Origin of the sequence: Bacillus sp. HY001 (assembly GCF_007558965.1) — a bacterium.
Taxonomy (GTDB): Bacteria; Bacillota; Bacilli; order Bacillales; family Bacillaceae_G; genus Bacillus_A; species Bacillus_A mobilis.
On sequence record NZ_VLTE01000005.1, the window covers coordinates 87,620 to 105,609 of the forward strand.

At 36.0% G+C, this 17,990-nt stretch carries 21 protein-coding genes; 5 read left to right on the forward strand and 16 right to left on the reverse strand.

The features are described from left to right. Positions 1–62: 62 nt before the first annotated feature. The gene (locus FOT98_RS03035) at positions 63–1,304 is read left to right on the forward strand and encodes a nucleotidyltransferase (RefSeq protein WP_169833822.1); all 1,242 of its coding nucleotides are present in this window, start codon (positions 63–65) and stop codon (positions 1,302–1,304) included. 25 nt (positions 1,305–1,329) lie between these two features. On the opposite strand, the gene FOT98_RS03040 is transcribed toward FOT98_RS03035, so the two are convergent. Both FOT98_RS03040 and FOT98_RS03045 read right to left on the reverse strand, forming a co-directional pair. Next, positions 1,330–2,355, reverse strand: a complete 1,026-nt coding sequence (locus FOT98_RS03040; protein WP_061678257.1) for a SepM family pheromone-processing serine protease — start codon at positions 2,353–2,355, stop codon at positions 1,330–1,332. Then, positions 2,348–3,139: a patatin-like phospholipase family protein gene (locus tag FOT98_RS03045; protein ID WP_061678258.1), complete on the reverse strand. Its 792-nt coding sequence runs from the start codon at positions 3,137–3,139 to the stop codon at positions 2,348–2,350. The genes FOT98_RS03040 and FOT98_RS03045 overlap by 8 nt, the downstream gene beginning before the upstream one ends. A gap of 113 nt (positions 3,140–3,252) precedes the next feature. Between FOT98_RS03045 and ylbJ the strand changes: the two genes are divergently transcribed. After that, the gene (gene ylbJ, locus FOT98_RS03050; protein WP_063260455.1) at positions 3,253–4,482 is read left to right on the forward strand and encodes a sporulation integral membrane protein YlbJ; all 1,230 of its coding nucleotides are present in this window, start codon (positions 3,253–3,255) and stop codon (positions 4,480–4,482) included. Here the strand turns inward: ylbJ and coaD are convergent. Together coaD and rsmD are read right to left on the reverse strand one after the other, a co-directional pair. Next, positions 4,474–4,965 (reverse strand): pantetheine-phosphate adenylyltransferase, encoded by a 492-nt coding sequence (coaD, locus tag FOT98_RS03055; RefSeq protein ID WP_000200598.1) that lies wholly within the window; start codon positions 4,963–4,965, stop codon positions 4,474–4,476. The genes ylbJ and coaD overlap by 9 nt on opposite strands. After that, positions 4,962–5,528, reverse strand: coding sequence for a 16S rRNA (guanine(966)-N(2))-methyltransferase RsmD (rsmD, locus tag FOT98_RS03060; RefSeq protein WP_001266982.1), 567 nt, complete (start codon positions 5,526–5,528; stop codon positions 4,962–4,964). The genes coaD and rsmD overlap by 4 nt, the downstream gene beginning before the upstream one ends. Before the next feature lie 507 nt (positions 5,529–6,035). Here rsmD and FOT98_RS03065 point away from each other — a divergent pair. Further along, complete coding sequence (locus FOT98_RS03065) at positions 6,036–6,425, forward strand: DUF7147 family protein (protein ID WP_000616014.1); 390 nt, start codon at positions 6,036–6,038, stop codon at positions 6,423–6,425. A 53-nt stretch (positions 6,426–6,478) separates the two neighbouring features. Here FOT98_RS03065 and FOT98_RS03070 read toward each other — a convergent pair whose 3' ends face one another. The 6 genes from FOT98_RS03070 to FOT98_RS03095 form a co-directional block, all read right to left on the reverse strand. Next, positions 6,479–6,745 carry a YlbG family protein gene (locus FOT98_RS03070; RefSeq protein ID WP_061678315.1) on the reverse strand — a complete coding sequence of 89 codons (267 nt, stop codon included), beginning with the start codon at positions 6,743–6,745 and terminating at the stop codon, positions 6,479–6,481. 126 nt (positions 6,746–6,871) lie between these two features. Beyond that, on the reverse strand, positions 6,872–7,321 hold the full coding sequence (locus FOT98_RS03075) for a YlbF/YmcA family competence regulator (RefSeq protein ID WP_061678260.1): 450 nt from the start codon (positions 7,319–7,321) through the stop codon (positions 6,872–6,874). A 116-nt stretch (positions 7,322–7,437) separates the two neighbouring features. Beyond that, positions 7,438–8,010, reverse strand: a complete 573-nt coding sequence (locus FOT98_RS03080) for a histidine phosphatase family protein (protein WP_063260489.1) — start codon at positions 8,008–8,010, stop codon at positions 7,438–7,440. Between the two features lie 82 nt (positions 8,011–8,092). Next, positions 8,093–8,338: a YlbE-like family protein gene (locus FOT98_RS03085; RefSeq protein ID WP_001200991.1), complete on the reverse strand. Its 246-nt coding sequence runs from the start codon at positions 8,336–8,338 to the stop codon at positions 8,093–8,095. An 11-nt stretch (positions 8,339–8,349) separates the two neighbouring features. Continuing rightward, positions 8,350–8,793 (reverse strand): YlbD family protein, encoded by a 444-nt coding sequence (gene ylbD / locus FOT98_RS03090; protein ID WP_063260456.1) that lies wholly within the window; start codon positions 8,791–8,793, stop codon positions 8,350–8,352. 186 nt (positions 8,794–8,979) lie between these two features. Further along, positions 8,980–10,014 (reverse strand): CAP domain-containing protein, encoded by a 1,035-nt coding sequence (locus tag FOT98_RS03095; protein ID WP_061678262.1) that lies wholly within the window; start codon positions 10,012–10,014, stop codon positions 8,980–8,982. Positions 10,015–10,220: 206 nt separating this feature from the next. Here FOT98_RS03095 and FOT98_RS03100 point away from each other — a divergent pair, with 206 nt between their 5' ends. Beyond that, the gene (locus FOT98_RS03100; protein WP_061678263.1) at positions 10,221–10,586 is read left to right on the forward strand and encodes a YugN family protein; all 366 of its coding nucleotides are present in this window, start codon (positions 10,221–10,223) and stop codon (positions 10,584–10,586) included. A gap of 36 nt (positions 10,587–10,622) precedes the next feature. On the opposite strand, the gene ctaG is transcribed toward FOT98_RS03100, so the two are convergent. The 6 genes from ctaG to ctaB all read right to left on the reverse strand — a co-directional run bounded on the left by ctaG (position 10,623) and on the right by ctaB (position 16,535). Continuing rightward, positions 10,623–11,528, reverse strand: a complete 906-nt coding sequence (ctaG, locus tag FOT98_RS03105; protein ID WP_061678264.1) for a cytochrome c oxidase assembly factor CtaG — start codon at positions 11,526–11,528, stop codon at positions 10,623–10,625. 85 nt (positions 11,529–11,613) lie between these two features. Then, the gene (gene ctaF / locus FOT98_RS03110; protein WP_061678265.1) at positions 11,614–11,946 is read right to left on the reverse strand and encodes a cytochrome c oxidase subunit IVB; all 333 of its coding nucleotides are present in this window, start codon (positions 11,944–11,946) and stop codon (positions 11,614–11,616) included. A gap of 3 nt (positions 11,947–11,949) precedes the next feature. Further along, complete coding sequence (gene ctaE, locus FOT98_RS03115) at positions 11,950–12,573, reverse strand: cytochrome c oxidase subunit III (protein ID WP_000557861.1); 624 nt, start codon at positions 12,571–12,573, stop codon at positions 11,950–11,952. Then, positions 12,573–14,408, reverse strand: coding sequence for a cytochrome c oxidase subunit I (gene ctaD, locus FOT98_RS03120; protein ID WP_170955056.1), 1,836 nt, complete (start codon positions 14,406–14,408; stop codon positions 12,573–12,575). The genes ctaE and ctaD overlap by 1 nt, the downstream gene beginning before the upstream one ends. A 60-nt stretch (positions 14,409–14,468) precedes the next feature. Then, positions 14,469–15,518, reverse strand: a complete 1,050-nt coding sequence (gene coxB, locus FOT98_RS03125) for a cytochrome c oxidase subunit II (protein WP_000745278.1) — start codon at positions 15,516–15,518, stop codon at positions 14,469–14,471. A gap of 93 nt (positions 15,519–15,611) precedes the next feature. Next, positions 15,612–16,535 carry a protoheme IX farnesyltransferase gene (gene ctaB / locus FOT98_RS03130; RefSeq protein ID WP_001015058.1) on the reverse strand — a complete coding sequence of 308 codons (924 nt, stop codon included), beginning with the start codon at positions 16,533–16,535 and terminating at the stop codon, positions 15,612–15,614. A 497-nt stretch (positions 16,536–17,032) separates the two neighbouring features. Between ctaB and ctaA the strand changes: the two genes are divergently transcribed. Further along, positions 17,033–17,968, forward strand: coding sequence for a heme A synthase (gene ctaA, locus FOT98_RS03135; RefSeq protein WP_061678266.1), 936 nt, complete (start codon positions 17,033–17,035; stop codon positions 17,966–17,968). Positions 17,969–17,990: the final 22 nt, after the last annotated feature.

Consider the following 17,990-nt stretch of genomic DNA (forward strand, 5'->3'; position numbering starts at 1 on the left):
GTAAATAATATATAGAGTATCACGTTTTTCAAAAAGATGCTACATCGAAAGGAGAGATTACCATAAAAGCCAGTGGTATTGTTGTTGAATATAACCCTTTTCATAACGGTCATGATTATCATGTGCAACAAACAAAAAAGTTAACACACGCTGATATTACAATCGCTGTTATGAGTGGCCCTTTTTTACAGCGTGGTGAGCCAGCGCTCCTATCCAAATGGTATCGTACCAAAATGGCCTTATCATGCGGTGTAGACCTTGTTGTAGAGCTTCCATATGCCTTTTCAACACAAAAGGCTGAAACCTTTGCAAATGGTGCTATTTCCATTTTAAACGCTCTACACGTTTCTGAAATTTGTTTCGGTAGTGAAGATGGACAGATCGAAAATTTTCATAACACCATCTCTGTGCAAAAAAATGAAGAAGAGACTTTTAATCGTCTTGTAAAGCAATTTATGAATGCGGGTAACAGTTACGCAAAAGCTACATCTGACGCCTTCCTACACATTTTACCATCCGAAAAAAACATAGACATGTCACAACCGAATAACATATTAGGATTCCAATACATGAAATCAATTTTCTTACAAAATAGTTCTATACAAGCACAAACGATAAAAAGATTCGCATCTCATTATCATGATGAAACATTTAGCGATCAACATATTGCAAGCGCAACTAGTATTCGCAAGCAACTTTTTAGCGAAAATAGTTCTTTTGCAGAAATTAAACCTTTTATCCCAAAAGCGACTGCTTCTCTTTTAGCAAGTTACAAACAAAACTACGGGATTTTACATAATTGGGAACAATACTTTCCATTTTTTAAATACAAACTCATGACGATGTCTCCGGAAGACTTACGACATATATATGAAATAGAAGAAGGTTTAGAGCATCGTATTTTATCAAAAATACAAACCAGCTCCTCCTTCCATTCATTCATGGAAGCATTAAAAACGAAGCGTTATACGTGGACTAGATTACAAAGAGCTTGTACACACATTTTAACAAATACAACAAAAGAAGAAATACATAGCGCAAATATAGAGCAGCATGCACCGTACATTCGTCTACTAGGCATGTCACAAAAAGGACAAACTTACCTTTCAAAAAACAAGAAAAAAATAGAACTTCCCATCCTTACCCATACAAAAACATTTGACCATCCTATTTTACATATAGAGAGAAAAGCCAATTCTGTATATTTCTCCATCATGCAAGAACCATTACGAACACAACTACTAAAACAAGATGCAACACACCACCCAATTCGTTATGATGAATCAACTGCAAAATTTCTATAAAAAAACCTCTCTTTTTCAGAGAGGTTTATTTTTTCTCGCCCATTTTTTCCAAATACAGTAATGCATCATCCAGCGTATCTACTGGCACAACTTTCATTTTTGTTTTAATATCTTTCGCAGCCTCAAGTGCATCTTTATAATTCGATTTCTCCGCACCTTTTTCATTTGGCGCAAAGAACACTTCAGCACCAGCATCACTTGCAGCGACCACTTTTTGCTGAATACCACCAATCGGTCCAATTTCTCCCTTTTCATTAATCGTCCCTGTTCCAGCTATTTCATGCCCTCTTGTTAAATCATCTTCCACAAGTTGATTATATATTTCTAATGTAAACATTAGGCCTGCCGATGGTCCGCCTATTTCATGAGAATCAATTTTCACTTTCGGATCTACCACTAATTCTCTTTCCGTAACGATAGAAACCCCTATGCCAACGCGTCCATTTCCATTTGGGATGGTCTTTGCATTTAGATCTTCTTTTAACTGTTTTCCATTCCTCTTGTACTCAATATTTACTGTATCTCCTTCTTTTTTCCCTGTCATATATTCAATAAATTGCTCCGTCTTTTCAAAAGTTTTTCCGTCGACAGCTACGATAACATCTCCAAGTTTAAGCTTTCCTTCTGACGGCATCCCTTTCGCTACACCAGCAACCAATACACCTTTATTTTCAAAAGAAACAGTACGATTTGCACGTTTATAAGCATTATAGATGGCTGCATTTTGCGAATCTTTCATCGCATAATTTTGGCGAAATTGATATTCTTCATCACTTTCACCTTTTTGCAATATTTCTTCCGCTTTCGAAATATGTGTATATTTATTAAACTGTGCCGCTATTAAATTCACCACATTTGCTGGTCCCATTGAAACCGTAACAAGCATAAAATCACCAGATTCTTTCGTTCCACCCTCCACTTGAACGTAAGGCTCTAATTTGGCCGCCATTCCTGGTTTTGTTACATAATACGGTAAACGTACGTAAACAAGTAACATCGCCAATATAACCCCTATTAAAATTGCATATATAAACCGAAAACGCTTAAACATTATGTTTCTCCTTCCATTGCTCAATTAATAAAAAAATATTTGCAACATGTTTTTCAGCTTCTACTTCTCCAACTCGAATAATGTCTTCAATATTTGTAAAAGCACGTGAACTAAATTGTTCTACAGCTGGTCGCATCATTAAATCCGATGCAATTTGCCGATTCATCACAAGCTCATGTTGCATAATTTCAATACTCTGCATAATTACATCATAAATAGACGTAACCTCTCCATTCACTTTAATCGGGGATACATCAACAGCAATAACAATATCGGCACCTAACTCTTTCACAACCGATACTGGAATGCGATCAATCACTCCGCCATCCACCAATAATCGTCCATCTATTTTTTCTGGCACAAACACTCCAGGTACAGATATGCTAGCTCTCACCGCCTCTGCAACAGGACCACTTGTAAAAACTACTTTTTCCCCCTTCAAGATGTCAGTAGCCACAACAGCCGTCGGGATATCTAACTCTTCTAAATTTTTATTATATGTAAACATTTTAATCATATCTTTGACACGTTTTCCAGCAATAAATCCCATTTTCGGAACCGTAAAATCTAAATAATATTTCCTCTTAAAAACATTTGCCAGTTTATACAGCCTTTCAACGTTTGAGCTAGCTGCATAAAATGTACCTACTAATGCCCCCATACTACTTCCTGCAATCATATGAATCGGTATTCCATTTTCCCTTAAAACTTTTATAACACCAATATGAGCAAATCCTTTTGCCCCCCCAGACCCAAGAGCTAAACCAATTTTCGGTTCTTTCATTTTTCTCACCCTTTATTTTTTTTCATTCCTTTTTTCATACTTATGGTCTAAATTCACCACGTATCCACGTATACTGAAATGAACGTTTTTGGGACAAAGGGGGATTTACTTACATGTATGAAAAATGGAAAACGGCTTTCCTTACCATATCAACATTGTTTTTAACCTTTTCTCTTGTACTCCACCCCCAAGCTGCTTTGCAAGCTTCCATTCGAGGGTTAAATATATGGTGGGAAGTTGTATTCCCTTCACTTTTACCGTTTTTCATCATTGCGGAACTTCTAATTAGTATTGGTGTTGTAAAATTTATAGGTGTTATATTAGAACCACTCATGCGACCACTTTTTCGCGTTCCAGGGATAGGCGGATTTGTCTGGGCAATGGGAATGGCTTCAGGATTCCCTGCTGGCGCCAAATTAAGCGCTAGACTGCGTAAAAGTAATCAGCTAACACAAATCGAAGCAGAGCGCCTCGTATCTTTTACAAACTCATCTAATCCACTCTTTATTTTTGGAGCTGTTTCTATCGGTTTTTTCAATAATCCGAAATTAGGAATCGTATTAGCTGCTGCACATTATTTAAGTAACTTTGCCGTCGGGTTATTGATGCGTTTTTACGGCAATAACAACGTTTCCACAAATGATAAACATACTACTAAAAAACGTCCTTTTCAAAACCCTTTTTCAATCCTACACGAGACACGCATGCAAGAAAAAAGACCAATAGGAAAATTACTTGGGGACGCTATCGTTTCTTCTATTCAAACGTTACTTATGATTGGTGGATTTATTATTTTATTCTCTGTTTTAAATAAAATGATTACTGTATTCCATATTACAGCAGCACTTTCTTTTATTATGCAACATATTTTATCATTCTTCCAACTAACTACAGAATTTAGCCTTCCGATATTATCAGGCATTTTTGAAATGACACTCGGAAGCCAAATGATTAGTCAAGTAAATGAAACACCCCTCCTGCAGCAAGCTATGGTAACAAGCTTTATTTTAGCATTTAGCGGCCTTTCTATTCAGGCACAAGTTGCTAGCATATTAGCTGAAACAGACATCCGATTTAAGCCCTATTTTTTCGCGCGAATTATTCAAAGTATTCTTGCTCCTATTTTCACTCTTATATTTTGGAAACCATTTTATGAAAAAGTAACCTCTTTTTCACCTATGCAAAAAGATATCCCCGTATTTTTACCAAATCATTCTTCTATATTGCATGAAATTTGGACATCTTTTGTGCATTATGGACCGATATTCACATTATTTTGTTTATATGTATATGTTATCTTATTATTTTTTCGTAGCAACAAAGAAAAACCCCGTTCACTTTAACGGGGTTTGAAACTTTTCTTTTAAAGCACGTTCTACAACAGGAGGTACAAGATCTACTACGCTTCCGCCATATCTCGCAACTTCTTTCACAATGCTCGAGCTTAAAAATGAATATTGATTGTTTGTCATAATAAAAAATGTTTCAATATTTTCATCTAATTTTCGATTCATAGAAGTAATTTGCATCTCATATTCAAAATCAGAAACCGCTCGTAACCCACGTAAAATCGCGTTTGCATTACGCATTTTCGCATACTCCACTAATAGTCCACTATGTGAATCTACCTTTACATTCGGGATATCCTTTGTTGCTTCTCGAATTAAATCTAAGCGCTCTTCAACTGAAAAGAACGGTTTTTTTGACGAGTTGTTTAAAACTACTACGTATACCTCATCAAATACTTTTGCTCCCCTTTTAATAATATCCAGATGCCCAAGGGTAATTGGATCAAAACTTCCCGAAGAAATAGCTATACTAGTCATTCCGTCCCCTCACCTTCATACTTATAAATCGATATTGCTGTAATCCCATAATTTTCAGCTCTTACTTTTACAAGTCTCCCTATAGACTCAGGTAAAACCACATCATTACCATGCTCTGACATAATTAATCCATCTCTATGTAACAATCCATGTTGATCCATCACACTAATTAAAGATACAATTTTTTGATCTTTATATGGAGGATCAATTAATATAAGATCGAATGATATTTCACGTTTTATAAGAGCCTTTACCGCACGTTCTGCATCATTTCGATATACTTCAGCTTGTTCCTGTATGCGACAACTTTCTAAATTTTGATGGATTACCTTTATCGCTTTATTATCTCGATCAACAAAGATTGCTTTATCAATCCCTCTACTTATAGCCTCAATTCCAAGACCACCACTACCGCCAAATAAATCAAGAGCGGTACCACCATCAAAATAAGGGCCTATCATATTAAAAATTGATTCTTTTACTTTATCTGTCGTTGGACGTGTTGTATTACCTGGCACCGCTTTAAGTGGATGCCCTTTACATTTTCCTGAAACTACTCTCATCTGTTGTCACTACCTTTATTTCAATCTATCGAGCAATTATAGAAAGCCCTTCTCCATTCAGTAACCGCTACCAAACTATACGATTCCATTCATCTTTCAACGAACACTAGAAGAACTTAGCTTAAAATAACCGCTCTGCATTTTTATGTATTCATTTCACTATTCGCTAACACGAACTATTCATTTCACTTTACCTTTTTTATCCTATCATAAAATAAAAAAAAGAAAAATAAAAAGCCAAACATAAAATTTAATTTCATGATGTATATCTTCATTTAGATTGGACATAAATAATTATAACAACATCACCTTCGATGTTGTTGCCAACCGCGGAGAAGACTTACGTTTCCCCATAAGTTCTTCCTCCGGTTTCTCCTCTCCCTTTGCCTTCTTACTAGTACAAGCTAGTATAAGAAGGGCCCTGCTTTGCAGGGTTTTTTTTCTTTGTCTACTTTTCATTTAAAAAATGAGATGGTACAGTAAGTAAAAGAAAGAGGAGGAAAAAATATGATTCAACGCTTTATAGAACTCGGAGAAGGCTACTCTGATTTATATGAATTACTTGAAATTGCCAAATCAAATCAAGAACGTATAACACATATGTTACAATTTGAAACGATTAAAAATGAAAAAAAAGTGTGCTCACTTGTTGTAATATTAAAACCAACTACTACTGGTGATTTCCAACCATTATACATATGTCGTGAAGGCATTCCTGTACTTGAAAATAAAAAAAGTAAACGCGTCATTTTATTTGAAGAAACAGCTGAACAACTAGGAAAAAAAGTAACTACCTTTACGGTAAAACCATCCACAACTTTCCCAGAAAAAGAACTATTCTTCAATCATTTAATTGGTATTTTACGAATGAATAATTTCATTCCTCCAATGAAATAACACTTTATTTCAAATAAAAAATCCCCCGCTAAAATTAGCAAGGGATTTTTTTATTAGCTATAATCGTATTCTTTTGCCCGATCAGGACGTGAATTTTCAAATTCCGTTTTTAAATACGGGCGGTACGACGGTTCTATCTTTTTCACAAAAGGAAGTTTGTTCAACTTTTGCATCATATGCTCAATTTGTTCCATATCACAATATACTACTGCGTATTTTAAGCGTTTTGATATGTAATGTATGTTACCATATTTCCTTAAAATCTTGGCATGTTTCAATGAATGTAAATAAACAATCATACTTTGTCGTTGCCCGAACATAATCTTCTCCATCTTCTCCTTTTAAAAACATATATTTTATATTTTATGAAAACCAATCAGAAATTTATGACATTACAGGACAAACTCTGTATACGTTTTCTTCTACCTTCTAAAAAACGGGGTGATTTACCCCGTTTTACAGCCACAACCTCCGCCGGTACCACAACCGCCACCACAGCCACCAGCATCAAAAAATGGATTTCCTGTTGGAACTTTGATGGAAGAAGACACCTCCGAACCGATTGCTACACTAACTTCATCTAACAACTTTTGCAAAGCTGTTTCTACTCGTTTAAAAGCTGCAATCTTATCGTGTAAGTCTATAGAACGCTTTAACTCCCTCATTTTCGTCGAAACAAAAGTATAATCAGGATGGTATTTACCGAAACGTTGCACTTCTTCATATCGTTCTTTCATCGCTGTAAATTGCTGAATTAACGTCTGAACTTCCACATCTTCATGCAATTCTTTATAACACTTACGATAATCTTCTGCTATATCTGAACAGATGATCGCTTTTGCAAGCTGCTCTGCCTTATCTAATATCAATACGCTTTCCAGCGTCGCTACAATCATGAGAGACACCTCCGAGTATCCATCATACCACATTTAGAATAGAACTACTAATTGAAGTGCCTCACTAAACAGAAAGATATCACTCTAACTATTTTCCATATAATTCTAGCACATACTTATACATTAATATGTTCCGCAATATTATATTTCAGAACATCCCATTTCCCACTATTTTCTTTCACGTAACTAATACATGCATTTTTTAATGGTGTCTTAAACGAAATATCTTCCGGTGCAATTGCATGTAAAATTGCTTTTATCGCATGTGAATGAGCTACAATGATAATACGTTTGCCAGAATGAGTTTCTGCAACATCTTTTACAGCAGCAAAGCAACGAGTTACAATCTCTTCATCTTGCTCCATACCTTCTACTTTACCTTCTGCAATTAGCTCCCTAACAGTCGCAACCGGCTTCCCAGAAGCTTCACCAAAATTACGTTCAACAAATCGCTCATCTAATAAAATCGATTCCAGTCCTGTAGCCCCTGCGATTTCCTTAGCTGTTTCGTGCGCTCTAATTAATGGGCTACTTATAATTACATCCCATGCTTCCGCTTGCAAAGCAGCCGCACTTTGACTTGCTTGCTTCTTTCCCACTTCATTAAGTGGAATATCTTCACGTCCCTGAATAATCTCTTGAAAATTCCAATCAGTTTGTCCATGTCGTACTAAACAAATTTCCGTCATGCTCATGCTGCAACTCCTTTTTAAATAATCCGCTTCTATTGTATCAAAAGTTCTGCATGACGGACATAGTTTTCCCTTCCAATTATGTTGTATTTTGCTGCTTCATATACTGAAACATATCGATCATAATGGAAGCCACTGCCAATTGATTTTGAAATTTCTCAACTTTATCTGGTATCGTTTTTTTGAAATGTTGCATAGCCGCTAACTCAAATGCCTCTTTTTCTTCAGGGTTTCGCGTTAATTTTCTATACCAGTACGGTTGCTCCCTAATATAGCGAGATAAATCCTCATCCGCCTTTATAAACTCCATAATTTCTGCTCTCATCCGCTTTCCCCCTAATCCTTCTGAAAGAAAAATGGATTATTTTCGGAAGTACTTTCTTCTTGCCGCACGGGCTTCCCTTGAAATTGTTGAAACACTTGTTGCACACTACCAATAGCACTCGTCACATTCGCTAAATGGTGTTGCATCTGTTCCACATCTAGCTTTTTAAAGAAAGAAAGCATTTGCCCCACCACATCAGCAGTTTTTTCCTCTTCAGTTCGATTATCTTTTTCTTTTTCTTGTTTATTTTCTTTTACCGAAGAAAAAGCTGGCGCTCCATCCGGTCTGAAAGTTGCCCATATCGGATCTTCTTCACCAAGTAAGTACCATTCTTCATAAAACTGTTGCCAAGTTTTGTGACCACTTCTAACCTCATGAACCATTTTAGGGTGATGGTTTACAAACTCTTTAAACTGTTGAACCGATGGATGTAACGGTCCTTTTGTTGTTGGCATAATCCTCACCTCTTCATGTATATCTACTATATAGTAAGAAAAAAAAGGCACATGGTTCGCCTATTTTTAGACGATTCATGCACCTTTTTATCCTGCTATTTGTATACGATAAGATTCCCACCTACAATTCAGTAAATACGAAGTACTGAAACGCCAGGTGTCCCCTACACAACTTAAAGTTTCACTTTATTTTCGAATAAAGTTTTGTGTATAAAACTTATCGTATACCCCAACACCTAACCCTGTAAATTGTTCATTTAATACATTCTTTCTATGCCCTTCGCTATTTAACCAACCTTGCACCGCCGCAATTCCATCACTATGTTGCGCCGCTATGTTCTCACCAGCAAGTTGAAACCCTACTTTCCCGCGCTGTAAACGATCTCCTAACGTACCTTGTGTAGGTGAATCGTGTGCAAAGTAATTATTATCCTTCATATCTTTACTATGCCCTATAGCCACATCTGCTGTTTCTTGATCCCAAGCTAACAACGGTAACTTATGGCGACTTCGAATAATATTTGTTAAATCAAAAATTTGTTGCATATTCCCATTCTCTATTTGTTTCATTTTATCTGGAGTCAATGGTTGTTCCGCTAGTAATTCACCTGAATAAACAAGCTGATACGGTTTTTGGCGTAATAATGTTTCATCATCCATATAACGAACACCAACAAGCTCATGTGTAAAATGATCAAAATATAATTGTGCCCAACCATCTTCTACAGGTATTAATGGTTGTTCCATCACTTCCGTGTCAGATAACTCAAATTGATAACTATTTTTCCCTCTTTTTAACGAAATCTCATGCGAGAGTGGATTCTTTTTATACACTTCTTCATACTTTTCATTTATATAATAAGGCGGCACCTTAACTTGCTCTCCAGCAACATACGCTGTTACAACTTTTCGTTCTGCAACCCCAAATTGCACATACTGAGTTAAATCTTGATTGTATACCCACCATTCATATCCGTAAGCAGATGGCTCTATTCGAGATGGTTCGCCCCATTTTGCTAATAAATTTTCAGAGTCCCCACCAATTATACTTAAAACAGTATCGGACGAGTCTTCATTTACTTGTTTTTTCTTTTTCACAATTTTATTTTCTTGCTTTGATTGAGATGGGGTTAATATATATTGTGAAACGAGTAATTTCCCGTATAAATCAATAGCTAAAATTAAAAATGTAATCATTACGATACGCAATAATTTCTTCACTCGATATACCTCCTGCATAAAACATAAAATTGAGATATACACAAATCCTTTTCTTTCCTTTTTTGTGTGTACCGTACTCTTTTCACTATATCATATTTTCGCAAAAAAAGTCTGGATTATCCCTTTTCTCTCAATATGAATTGCACTTTCTTATTATTCATACTATTATAAAAACAATGACATAACATGAAAAGAGGAGGTATTATATGCAATTTACAAATACGAAATTTAATGGGGCAGTCGTTGATTTAACACTATTAACAGAAATTATGGAAAAGAACCATTTTGTACTTGCTGGACAATGGGATTATGAGCGGGTTACATACGATTATAAATTCGAAATATTAGACGATGTTTATTATTTGCGTGTACAAGGTTTTGCTGTTGAAGGTGACATTGGTAGCAGACACGCTGAAGTAAAGTTACTTCCTCCCTTATTAGGAAAACATTATTATCCTCATGGCGTTGAATATGGTGATGGTGAAACTTTCCCAACGAATGTACTTCAAAAAAGCGAACAACTCCTACAAAATGTCGAAAAAGAGTTAAAAGAGTTCCAAATCATTGAATAAAATAAAAGTGAGTGCATCAATATGATGCACTCACTTTTATTTCGTTTGTAAATACGGCGGCAATTGTTGCAACTGCTCTTTATCCTTTTCACGTTCTCGACGCGCCCATCGAAAGAATACATAGCCGATAATTGTACCATACACTATTTCCTGGACAATTTTCATAATGATGCCACCTGTTTGTTGGTCTTGTACGACTGGCATCCAGTGTAAAAATTCTGGTCCTGTTATATTTAAATCTGATAAAGTTCCCGCCGGTACACATAGTTCCATCGCCTTCATCCAAGCAGCTGAATCCGTATACGTTGCAAATAACGGTGCAGTCGCAAAAATGATTAACGCGCAAGCTGGCGTTAATAATATACCGTTAGCAAACATATAACCAAGTTTCTTTATATCACTTAACGTTTGATATTCGGGTAATGGATTTAGCATCGGCCACCACATCATGATTGCCGTAAAGAACAATATAGCAAGACAAATAGGATGTGCAATTTGACTTTGTTTTACTGTATCGAAAACAACTGGTAAATGATAAAAAGAAAACAGGCCATTAAATACAAACAATGCAATTAGCGGCTTAGCAAATACCTTTAATATAATTTGAACGAACTTAAAAGAAGTAATATAACGATATAACCAAACTGGTATACCAAGCAACAATAACGGCGGAACTGCAATATACATAACTGCCATTTCAAACATATGTGCACTAAATATAATATGACCAATTAAATCAATAGGCCCTCCCTTTACAAAGTACAAAAGAACAATCCCGGTCGTAAAATAAAAAATTTGCTTCTTACTTACCTTCGTCGCATTTTCAAATCGCGTTCTATATGGCCCAATAATTAAAAAGTACCCAATAAGAATCGAAAGCATAAATAATAAAAAAATCGGACTCCATAAAGCTTGAAAACCAAATATCCACAAGTTGCTCATTGCCACACCCACCTTCTGAAGGTTACCCTTTCACATAATATGAAGAGGGAGCTGTGACAACACAAGCTCCCTTATTTTTCACTTTTCAAATCCACACAATTGTCATAAAAGCTAAAATTGTAATTAACCCGATTAACAGACCAGAATAAAGAAAGAAACTCGCCGCTTCATGTCCTTTATGACTCATATGCATAAAATAATACAATTGAAAAATTACTTGTACCACTGCTAATAGTAAAATAAACGGTACTGAGAAAGTCGGACTAAAAGTTTTCGGATATGCTACTGCTGCAAATGCAACTAATGTTAAAAAAATCATTAATGTAAATGTAATAACTTGATGCTTCATTTCCTCCGCACTTTTTCTCTTCCGATAAACAAGATCAACTTTAGGATTATTCGTTTGCTTTATCGCCATTGTTTATCCCACCATTCCCATCAAATATACTACAGTGAAAATAAACACCCAAACTACGTCAATAAAGTGCCAATAAATCGATGCAACATAAAACTTCGGTGCATTGTATAAATTTAGCCCTCTCTTCGCATTTCTAAAGATTAATGTTAAAATCCAACACAATCCAAACAATACGTGGAGTCCATGCGTACCAACAAGAGCATAAAACGCGGAACCAAACGCACTACTTCTCATAGTATGCTTAAATTCATGCGTATAATGATAAAACTCATATATCTCAAACCCTAAAAATCCTAAACCTAGCAACACTGTTACTAGTAGCCAAAGTTGCATTTTCTTAAAGTTAAAGTTTTTCATATGATACATCGCATATACGCTCGTTAAACTACTCGTTAATAAAAGCATCGTCATAATGAAAACGAGTGGCATTTGGAACATCTCTTGAGATGTTGGTCCACCATTTGTAGAATTTTTTAACGCTAAATATGTGCCAAACAAGGAAGCGAACAATACTGTTTCGCCTCCAAGAAATAACCAAAAACCGACAAACTTATTTTTTCCCTCAAGGGTTGCTTTTTCAGGCTCTGCTGGAAATGTTTCATTCGTTAATTTTTCATCTACATGCATTATGCCTTGCCCCCCTTATCTTCTAAATCTTCCTTATGAATATGATATCCATGATCATCGATTACTGAACGTAGGAACATCGTTCCAAAGGTAATGATTAAACCAATAATTGCTACTAATAACCAAAACTTATCTTTTCCGCCCTGCATATACATTGCACCGAATGCCGCTATAAACAATCCTAACGAAATGATAAATGGTGAAAACGATGGATTTGGCATATGAATATCGCCAACTGGTTCCGCCGCTGTCATCTCTTTATTCCCTTCACGTTTTTCAATCCAAAACGGATCTAATCCACGCACAAATGGTAATTGTTTAAAGTTATATTCCGGTGTAGGTGCTGGCATTGTCCATTCTAATGTACGTGCATCCCATGGATCACGACCAGCCTTTTCTTTTGATACCGTTGTTTTAATTACATTGAATAGAAGAACAATCGTTCCAAGAGCCATAAACACCGCTCCAATAGAACTAATCATATTCCCCATTTCCAATCCTTGACCTTCAAGATATGTGTAGTAACGACGAGGCATACCAATTAACCCTAGGAAATGCTGAATAAAGAACGTTAAATGGAAACCGATAAAGAATAGCCAAAACGTTATCTTCCCTAACGTTTCATTCAATACTTTATTAAACATCAGTGGCCAATAATAATGAGCTCCTGCTAGTAAACCAAATACAACACCGCCGACAATTACATAATGAAAGTGTGCTACTACGAAATAGTTATCATGAAATTGATAATCAGCTGGTGCAGATGCTAGCATAACACCTGTAACTCCACCCATTACGAATGATGGAATGAAAGCTACTGCCCACATCATCGGTGTCGTAAAACGAATACTTCCGCCCCACATTGTAAAGAGCCAGTTGAATATTTTGATACCGGTCGGAACCGCAATCGCCATTGTTGCAACTGAGAAAATAGCATTTGCAACTGGACCAAGCCCAACAGTAAACATATGATGCGCCCATACCATAAATCCTAAGAATCCAATTAATACCGTCGCAAACACCATCGATGAATAACCAAATAATCGCTTTTTCGAAAATGTCGCGAAGATTTCTGAGAATATTCCGAAAGCTGGGAGTATAAGAATGTATACTTCCGGATGACCGAAAATCCAGAATAAATGCTCCCATATAATTGTATTCCCGCCCAATGCTGGATTAAAGAAACTTGTTCCAAATAAACGATCTAACATTAAAAGTCCTAATCCTACAGTTAACGGCGGAAAAGCGAATAATATTAGCGAAGATGTTACAAATGTCGTCCATGTAAACATCGGCATACGCATATACGTCATCCCTGGCGCACGCATATTAATAATGGTTACAAGGAAGTTAATACCTCCAATTAATGTACCAATACCAGAGATTTGCAAACCGAGTACATAAAAATCAACACCATGGCCTTTAGAGGCTAAAGCTAAAGATGCATAAGACGTCCATCCTGCATCAGGTGCTCCACCTAAAAACCAACTTAAATTTAAAAATACTCCACCAAAGAAAAACAACCAAAATCCGAGTGAATTCAAAAACGGGAACGCTACATCGCGTGCACCAATTTGAAGTGGTACAGCGGCGTTCATAAATGCGAACACGAGTGGCATAGCTGCGAGGAAAATCATTGTTGTACCGTGCATCGTTAATACTTGATTATAAGCATCCCCAACAAGAAAAGCGTTGTTAGGAATCGCTAATTGAAGGCGAATAAATAGAGCTTCTATTCCGCCTATTACAAAAAACAATCCACCTGCAATTAAATAGAGAATGGCAATCTTTTTATGGTCTACTGTCGTTAAATAATCCCATATGACAGCACCCATCCCCTGTTTTTTTGCTACAGAACTCACGTTTTCAACCTCCCCTTCGCGAATAATCCCTCTTTACTTTTCAACTTTTAACGTTTGTAAGTATGCATTTAATGCATCAATTTGATCATCCGTTAAGTTGCCATATTTACCAGTCATTTTATTTCCTGGTTTCATATTTTCAGGATCTTTCAGCCATTTTTTTAAGTTTTCTTCATTGTTTTCGGCAATACCGGCAACCATATCGCGATCCGCAAAGTTTGCTAAGTTTGGTGCGATACGAGCGGAAGGTGGTCTACTATCATTAGATCCAACTGCGTGACAACCAATACAGCTTTTATTAAATATTTCTTGGCCCTCTTGCGCCTTTGTTGAAGCTACTTCTTTCTTCCCATCAATCTTCTTCATATCAGCAAGCCATTTTTTGTACTCGCTTTCATCTAAAGCTTTCACTTTGAATTGCATTAAAGAATGTGATGGGCCGCAAAATTCTGTACAAAAACCATTATAAGTGCCCGATTTATCTGCCTTTAACCACATTTTGTTCACATTATCTGTATTTGTATCCATTTTCCCAGCTAAAGATGGAACCCAAAACGAATGTTTAATATCGGCACCCTTCAAATTCAAATACACTTTCTTACCTGTGGGGATGACTAAATCTTGAGAAGTTACTATTTTTTCTGATTTATAAGAAAATTCCCACCAATAAAGATTCGCTGTTACATCAACAACGATAGTATCTTTATCAATATTCTTTTTCTCCATCGCACTTACATCAGCAAGTTTGAATGTATATGTAACCGTTGGAACAGCTAAGATTAACAAAAGAATAATCGGAATAACTGTCCATATAATTTCTAGTTTGTGATTCCCTTCAACTTGCTCCGGAATATAATCTTCCTGACCCTTCTTTTGTCGGAAACGCACAATTACATATAAGAAAATAATAGTAACTACTAGTACTACTCCTACCATAATCGCAGTTGCTAGTAAGAGCAAATCATATTGCATTTTTGCTACTTCTCCTTGCGGAATTAAAGTAGATTGAAAGGCTTTACCGCATCCCCCTAACAGTAAAGCCAGCAGTGAAACGAACGAAAGCAGTCGCCACTGTTTCTTCATACAAACAACCCCCACTTTCCTTGTGAATTAGATTGTACTTTATAGTTAAGTAAAGTAAATCTCAACGTAAAGAAATCCAATTATGTCGTTGTCTTAGAAGAATGTAACTACAATCATTGATACAAATAAGATTGTTAAATAATTTAGGGAATAAACAAACATTTGTACGGACCATTTGATGTCATCTTTCTTACGGAAGCCATAAAATCCTAAAACGATCCATCCGATGTTTAACAATGTTGCAATTACCATAAATGTTATCCCTAGACCACTCATATAAAATGGTAGTGGTAATAAACATACTGTCCAAATCATAATTTGGCGTTTCGTAATTTCAAATCCATGAACTACAGGAAGCATTGGAATTCCTGCATTTCGATATTCATCAACACGTTTCATTGCTAATGCAAGGAAATGTGGGATTTGCCAAATAAACATAATCAAAAATAGCATCCAAGCAATTGGATGGCCTAAAGATGGATCGATTGCTGCCCATCCAATTAAAGGTGGAACTGCACCAGAGATACTACCTACAACAGTATTTAGTGTATACTTTCTCTTTGTCCATAAACTATATAGAACAACATATGTGAAAGCACCAATAAAGCCCATTAATACTGCCATTGGTGTTGTTAATAATAAAAATACAAACCCAAGAAGTAATATAACTAATCCAAATGTAAGTGCAAATCCTGGTTTATACTTTCCAGTAACCGTTGGACGGGTCTTTGTTCTTTCCATTAATGGATCGATGTCTCGATCAATGTAGTTGTTTAAACAACATACCCCTGCCATAACTAATCCAGAACCAACGATTGTAAAAAATAACTTATCAAGATTGTCCATCACACTTAATCCATTAAAGTGTAACGCCAACCAAAATCCTGTAAATACAGTAAGTGTATTTGAGTTTACAATCCCCATTTTAACGAGCGCTTTTAAATCTTGTAACCGAGTTGTTTCCGGTACACTTGTAACAGCAGACTCATCATGCAGCTCACTTGTTGCATGGTTCATCACTTTAACCCCCTCTTAAAACTTTCATCTTTCTTTTTGCGCCTATTTCGAATGAAATATTCCGCTTCTATATAGCAATATTATTACAGTAGAAACATTGTTAACCCATTCTACTACTAATCTACGCCCATACTCCAATATATTAAATCATATTTCCCGAACATTTTGTGAAGAAAACATGAACTTTTTGTGTCGAACATAAAAAACTTAATTCTTACTTGTCCTTATCATAACATGATGTTACCTTCTATCATAAACTTTTTTGTCATATTTAACACGTATTCTCCCCATTTCTTTTCAAAATAGCCTATTTTCCCCCTGTTTTTTTCCTTATATATCCTATTTCTACACCCATTTTCTCTCCCCTGTCTTCCCCCGCCATTTCTTTGCTATTTTATTATTTTTTATATATCATAGGAACTAGCGCGTTTTATTCTATACATAATGGAATGAAAATATTTCGCAATAACTTCATAGCAGAAAGATGGTGAAAGAGATTGCAACGCTTTATTAAATGGTTAGCAGTCATTACAAGTCTTGATTTATTAATAGTTTTACTAGGAGGCGCCTTAGTTACAAAAACGGGTTCTGGCCAAGGCTGCGGTAAATCATGGCCACTTTGTAACGGTGAATTTGTTCCATCTAATTTATCAATGGAAACTATTATTGAACTGAGTCACCGCCTTACATCAGGATCCGCAGGAATTCTTGTCACTCTCCTTTGTATTTTGTCCTGGAAATATTATAAACATGTGCGCGAAACAAAAACGTTAGCAATTTTATCCTTCGTATTTTTAGTTGCACAAGCATTAATGGGGGCTGCAGCAGTTGTTTGGGGACAAATGCCAGCTGTACTTGCTATCCATTTCGGTATTTCCTTAATTTCATTTGCTTCTGTTATTTTATTAACGTGTCTCATCTTTGAAATTGACCAAAAATTTGATGCACGTTCACTTATTATGGACAAAAAAATGAAATTTCATATTTATGGTGTAACAATTTACTGTTATCTCGTTGTCTACACAGGAGCTTTAGTACGCCACGAACGAGCTAGCTTAGCCTGTCCAGACTTCCCTTTATGTAGCAAAAATAGACCTATGCCAACTCAACTCCATGAATGGGTTCAAATGGGACATAGAGTTGCAGCGATGTTAATTTTCGCTTGGATACTATACGCGATGATTCTCGCTATTCGCCATTACAAACAGCAGCCTGTCGTATACTGGGGATGGATCATTTCATTTATCCTTGTTACACTTCAAGCTATCGTAGGAATTTTAGTCGTATTTACAAATGCTAGTTTAGCAATGGCATTATTACATTCACTATTCATTTCTTGCTTGTTTGCTGTACTATGCTATTTAGTTATGTTAGGTACAAGAAGTAAAGCGAATGCAAAAGAAGCTGAATCAACTTCTAAACAAACAAAATAAATTCAAATTAAAATACCTTGCC

Excerpts from the sequence above, each read along its gene's own strand:
- FOT98_RS03040 (WP_061678257.1), bottom strand. The coding sequence starts at position 2,355 with ATGTTTAAGCGTTTTCGGTTTATATATGCAATTTTAATAGGGGTTATA.
- FOT98_RS03045 (WP_061678258.1), bottom strand. The coding sequence starts at position 3,139 with ATGAAAGAACCGAAAATTGGTTTAGCTCTTGGGTCTGGGGGGGCAAAA.
- ylbJ (WP_063260455.1), top strand. The coding sequence starts at position 3,253 with ATGTATGAAAAATGGAAAACGGCTTTCCTTACCATATCAACATTGTTT.
- coaD (WP_000200598.1), bottom strand. The coding sequence starts at position 4,965 with ATGACTAGTATAGCTATTTCTTCGGGAAGTTTTGATCCAATTACCCTT.
- rsmD (WP_001266982.1), bottom strand. The coding sequence starts at position 5,528 with ATGAGAGTAGTTTCAGGAAAATGTAAAGGGCATCCACTTAAAGCGGTG.
- FOT98_RS03065 (WP_000616014.1), top strand. The coding sequence starts at position 6,036 with ATGATTCAACGCTTTATAGAACTCGGAGAAGGCTACTCTGATTTATAT.
- FOT98_RS03070 (WP_061678315.1), bottom strand. The coding sequence starts at position 6,745 with ATGTTCGGGCAACGACAAAGTATGATTGTTTATTTACATTCATTGAAA.
- FOT98_RS03075 (WP_061678260.1), bottom strand. The coding sequence starts at position 7,321 with ATGATTGTAGCGACGCTGGAAAGCGTATTGATATTAGATAAGGCAGAG.
- FOT98_RS03080 (WP_063260489.1), bottom strand. The coding sequence starts at position 8,010 with ATGACGGAAATTTGTTTAGTACGACATGGACAAACTGATTGGAATTTT.
- FOT98_RS03085 (WP_001200991.1), bottom strand. The coding sequence starts at position 8,338 with ATGAGAGCAGAAATTATGGAGTTTATAAAGGCGGATGAGGATTTATCT.
- ylbD (WP_063260456.1), bottom strand. The coding sequence starts at position 8,793 with ATGCCAACAACAAAAGGACCGTTACATCCATCGGTTCAACAGTTTAAA.
- FOT98_RS03100 (WP_061678263.1), top strand. The coding sequence starts at position 10,221 with ATGCAATTTACAAATACGAAATTTAATGGGGCAGTCGTTGATTTAACA.
- ctaG (WP_061678264.1), bottom strand. The coding sequence starts at position 11,528 with ATGAGCAACTTGTGGATATTTGGTTTTCAAGCTTTATGGAGTCCGATT.
- ctaF (WP_061678265.1), bottom strand. The coding sequence starts at position 11,946 with ATGGCGATAAAGCAAACGAATAATCCTAAAGTTGATCTTGTTTATCGG.
- ctaE (WP_000557861.1), bottom strand. The coding sequence starts at position 12,573 with ATGCATGTAGATGAAAAATTAACGAATGAAACATTTCCAGCAGAGCCT.
- ctaD (WP_170955056.1), bottom strand. The coding sequence starts at position 14,408 with ATGGGTGCTGTCATATGGGATTATTTAACGACAGTAGACCATAAAAAG.
- coxB (WP_000745278.1), bottom strand. The coding sequence starts at position 15,518 with ATGAAGAAACAGTGGCGACTGCTTTCGTTCGTTTCACTGCTGGCTTTA.
- ctaB (WP_001015058.1), bottom strand. The coding sequence starts at position 16,535 with ATGAACCATGCAACAAGTGAGCTGCATGATGAGTCTGCTGTTACAAGT.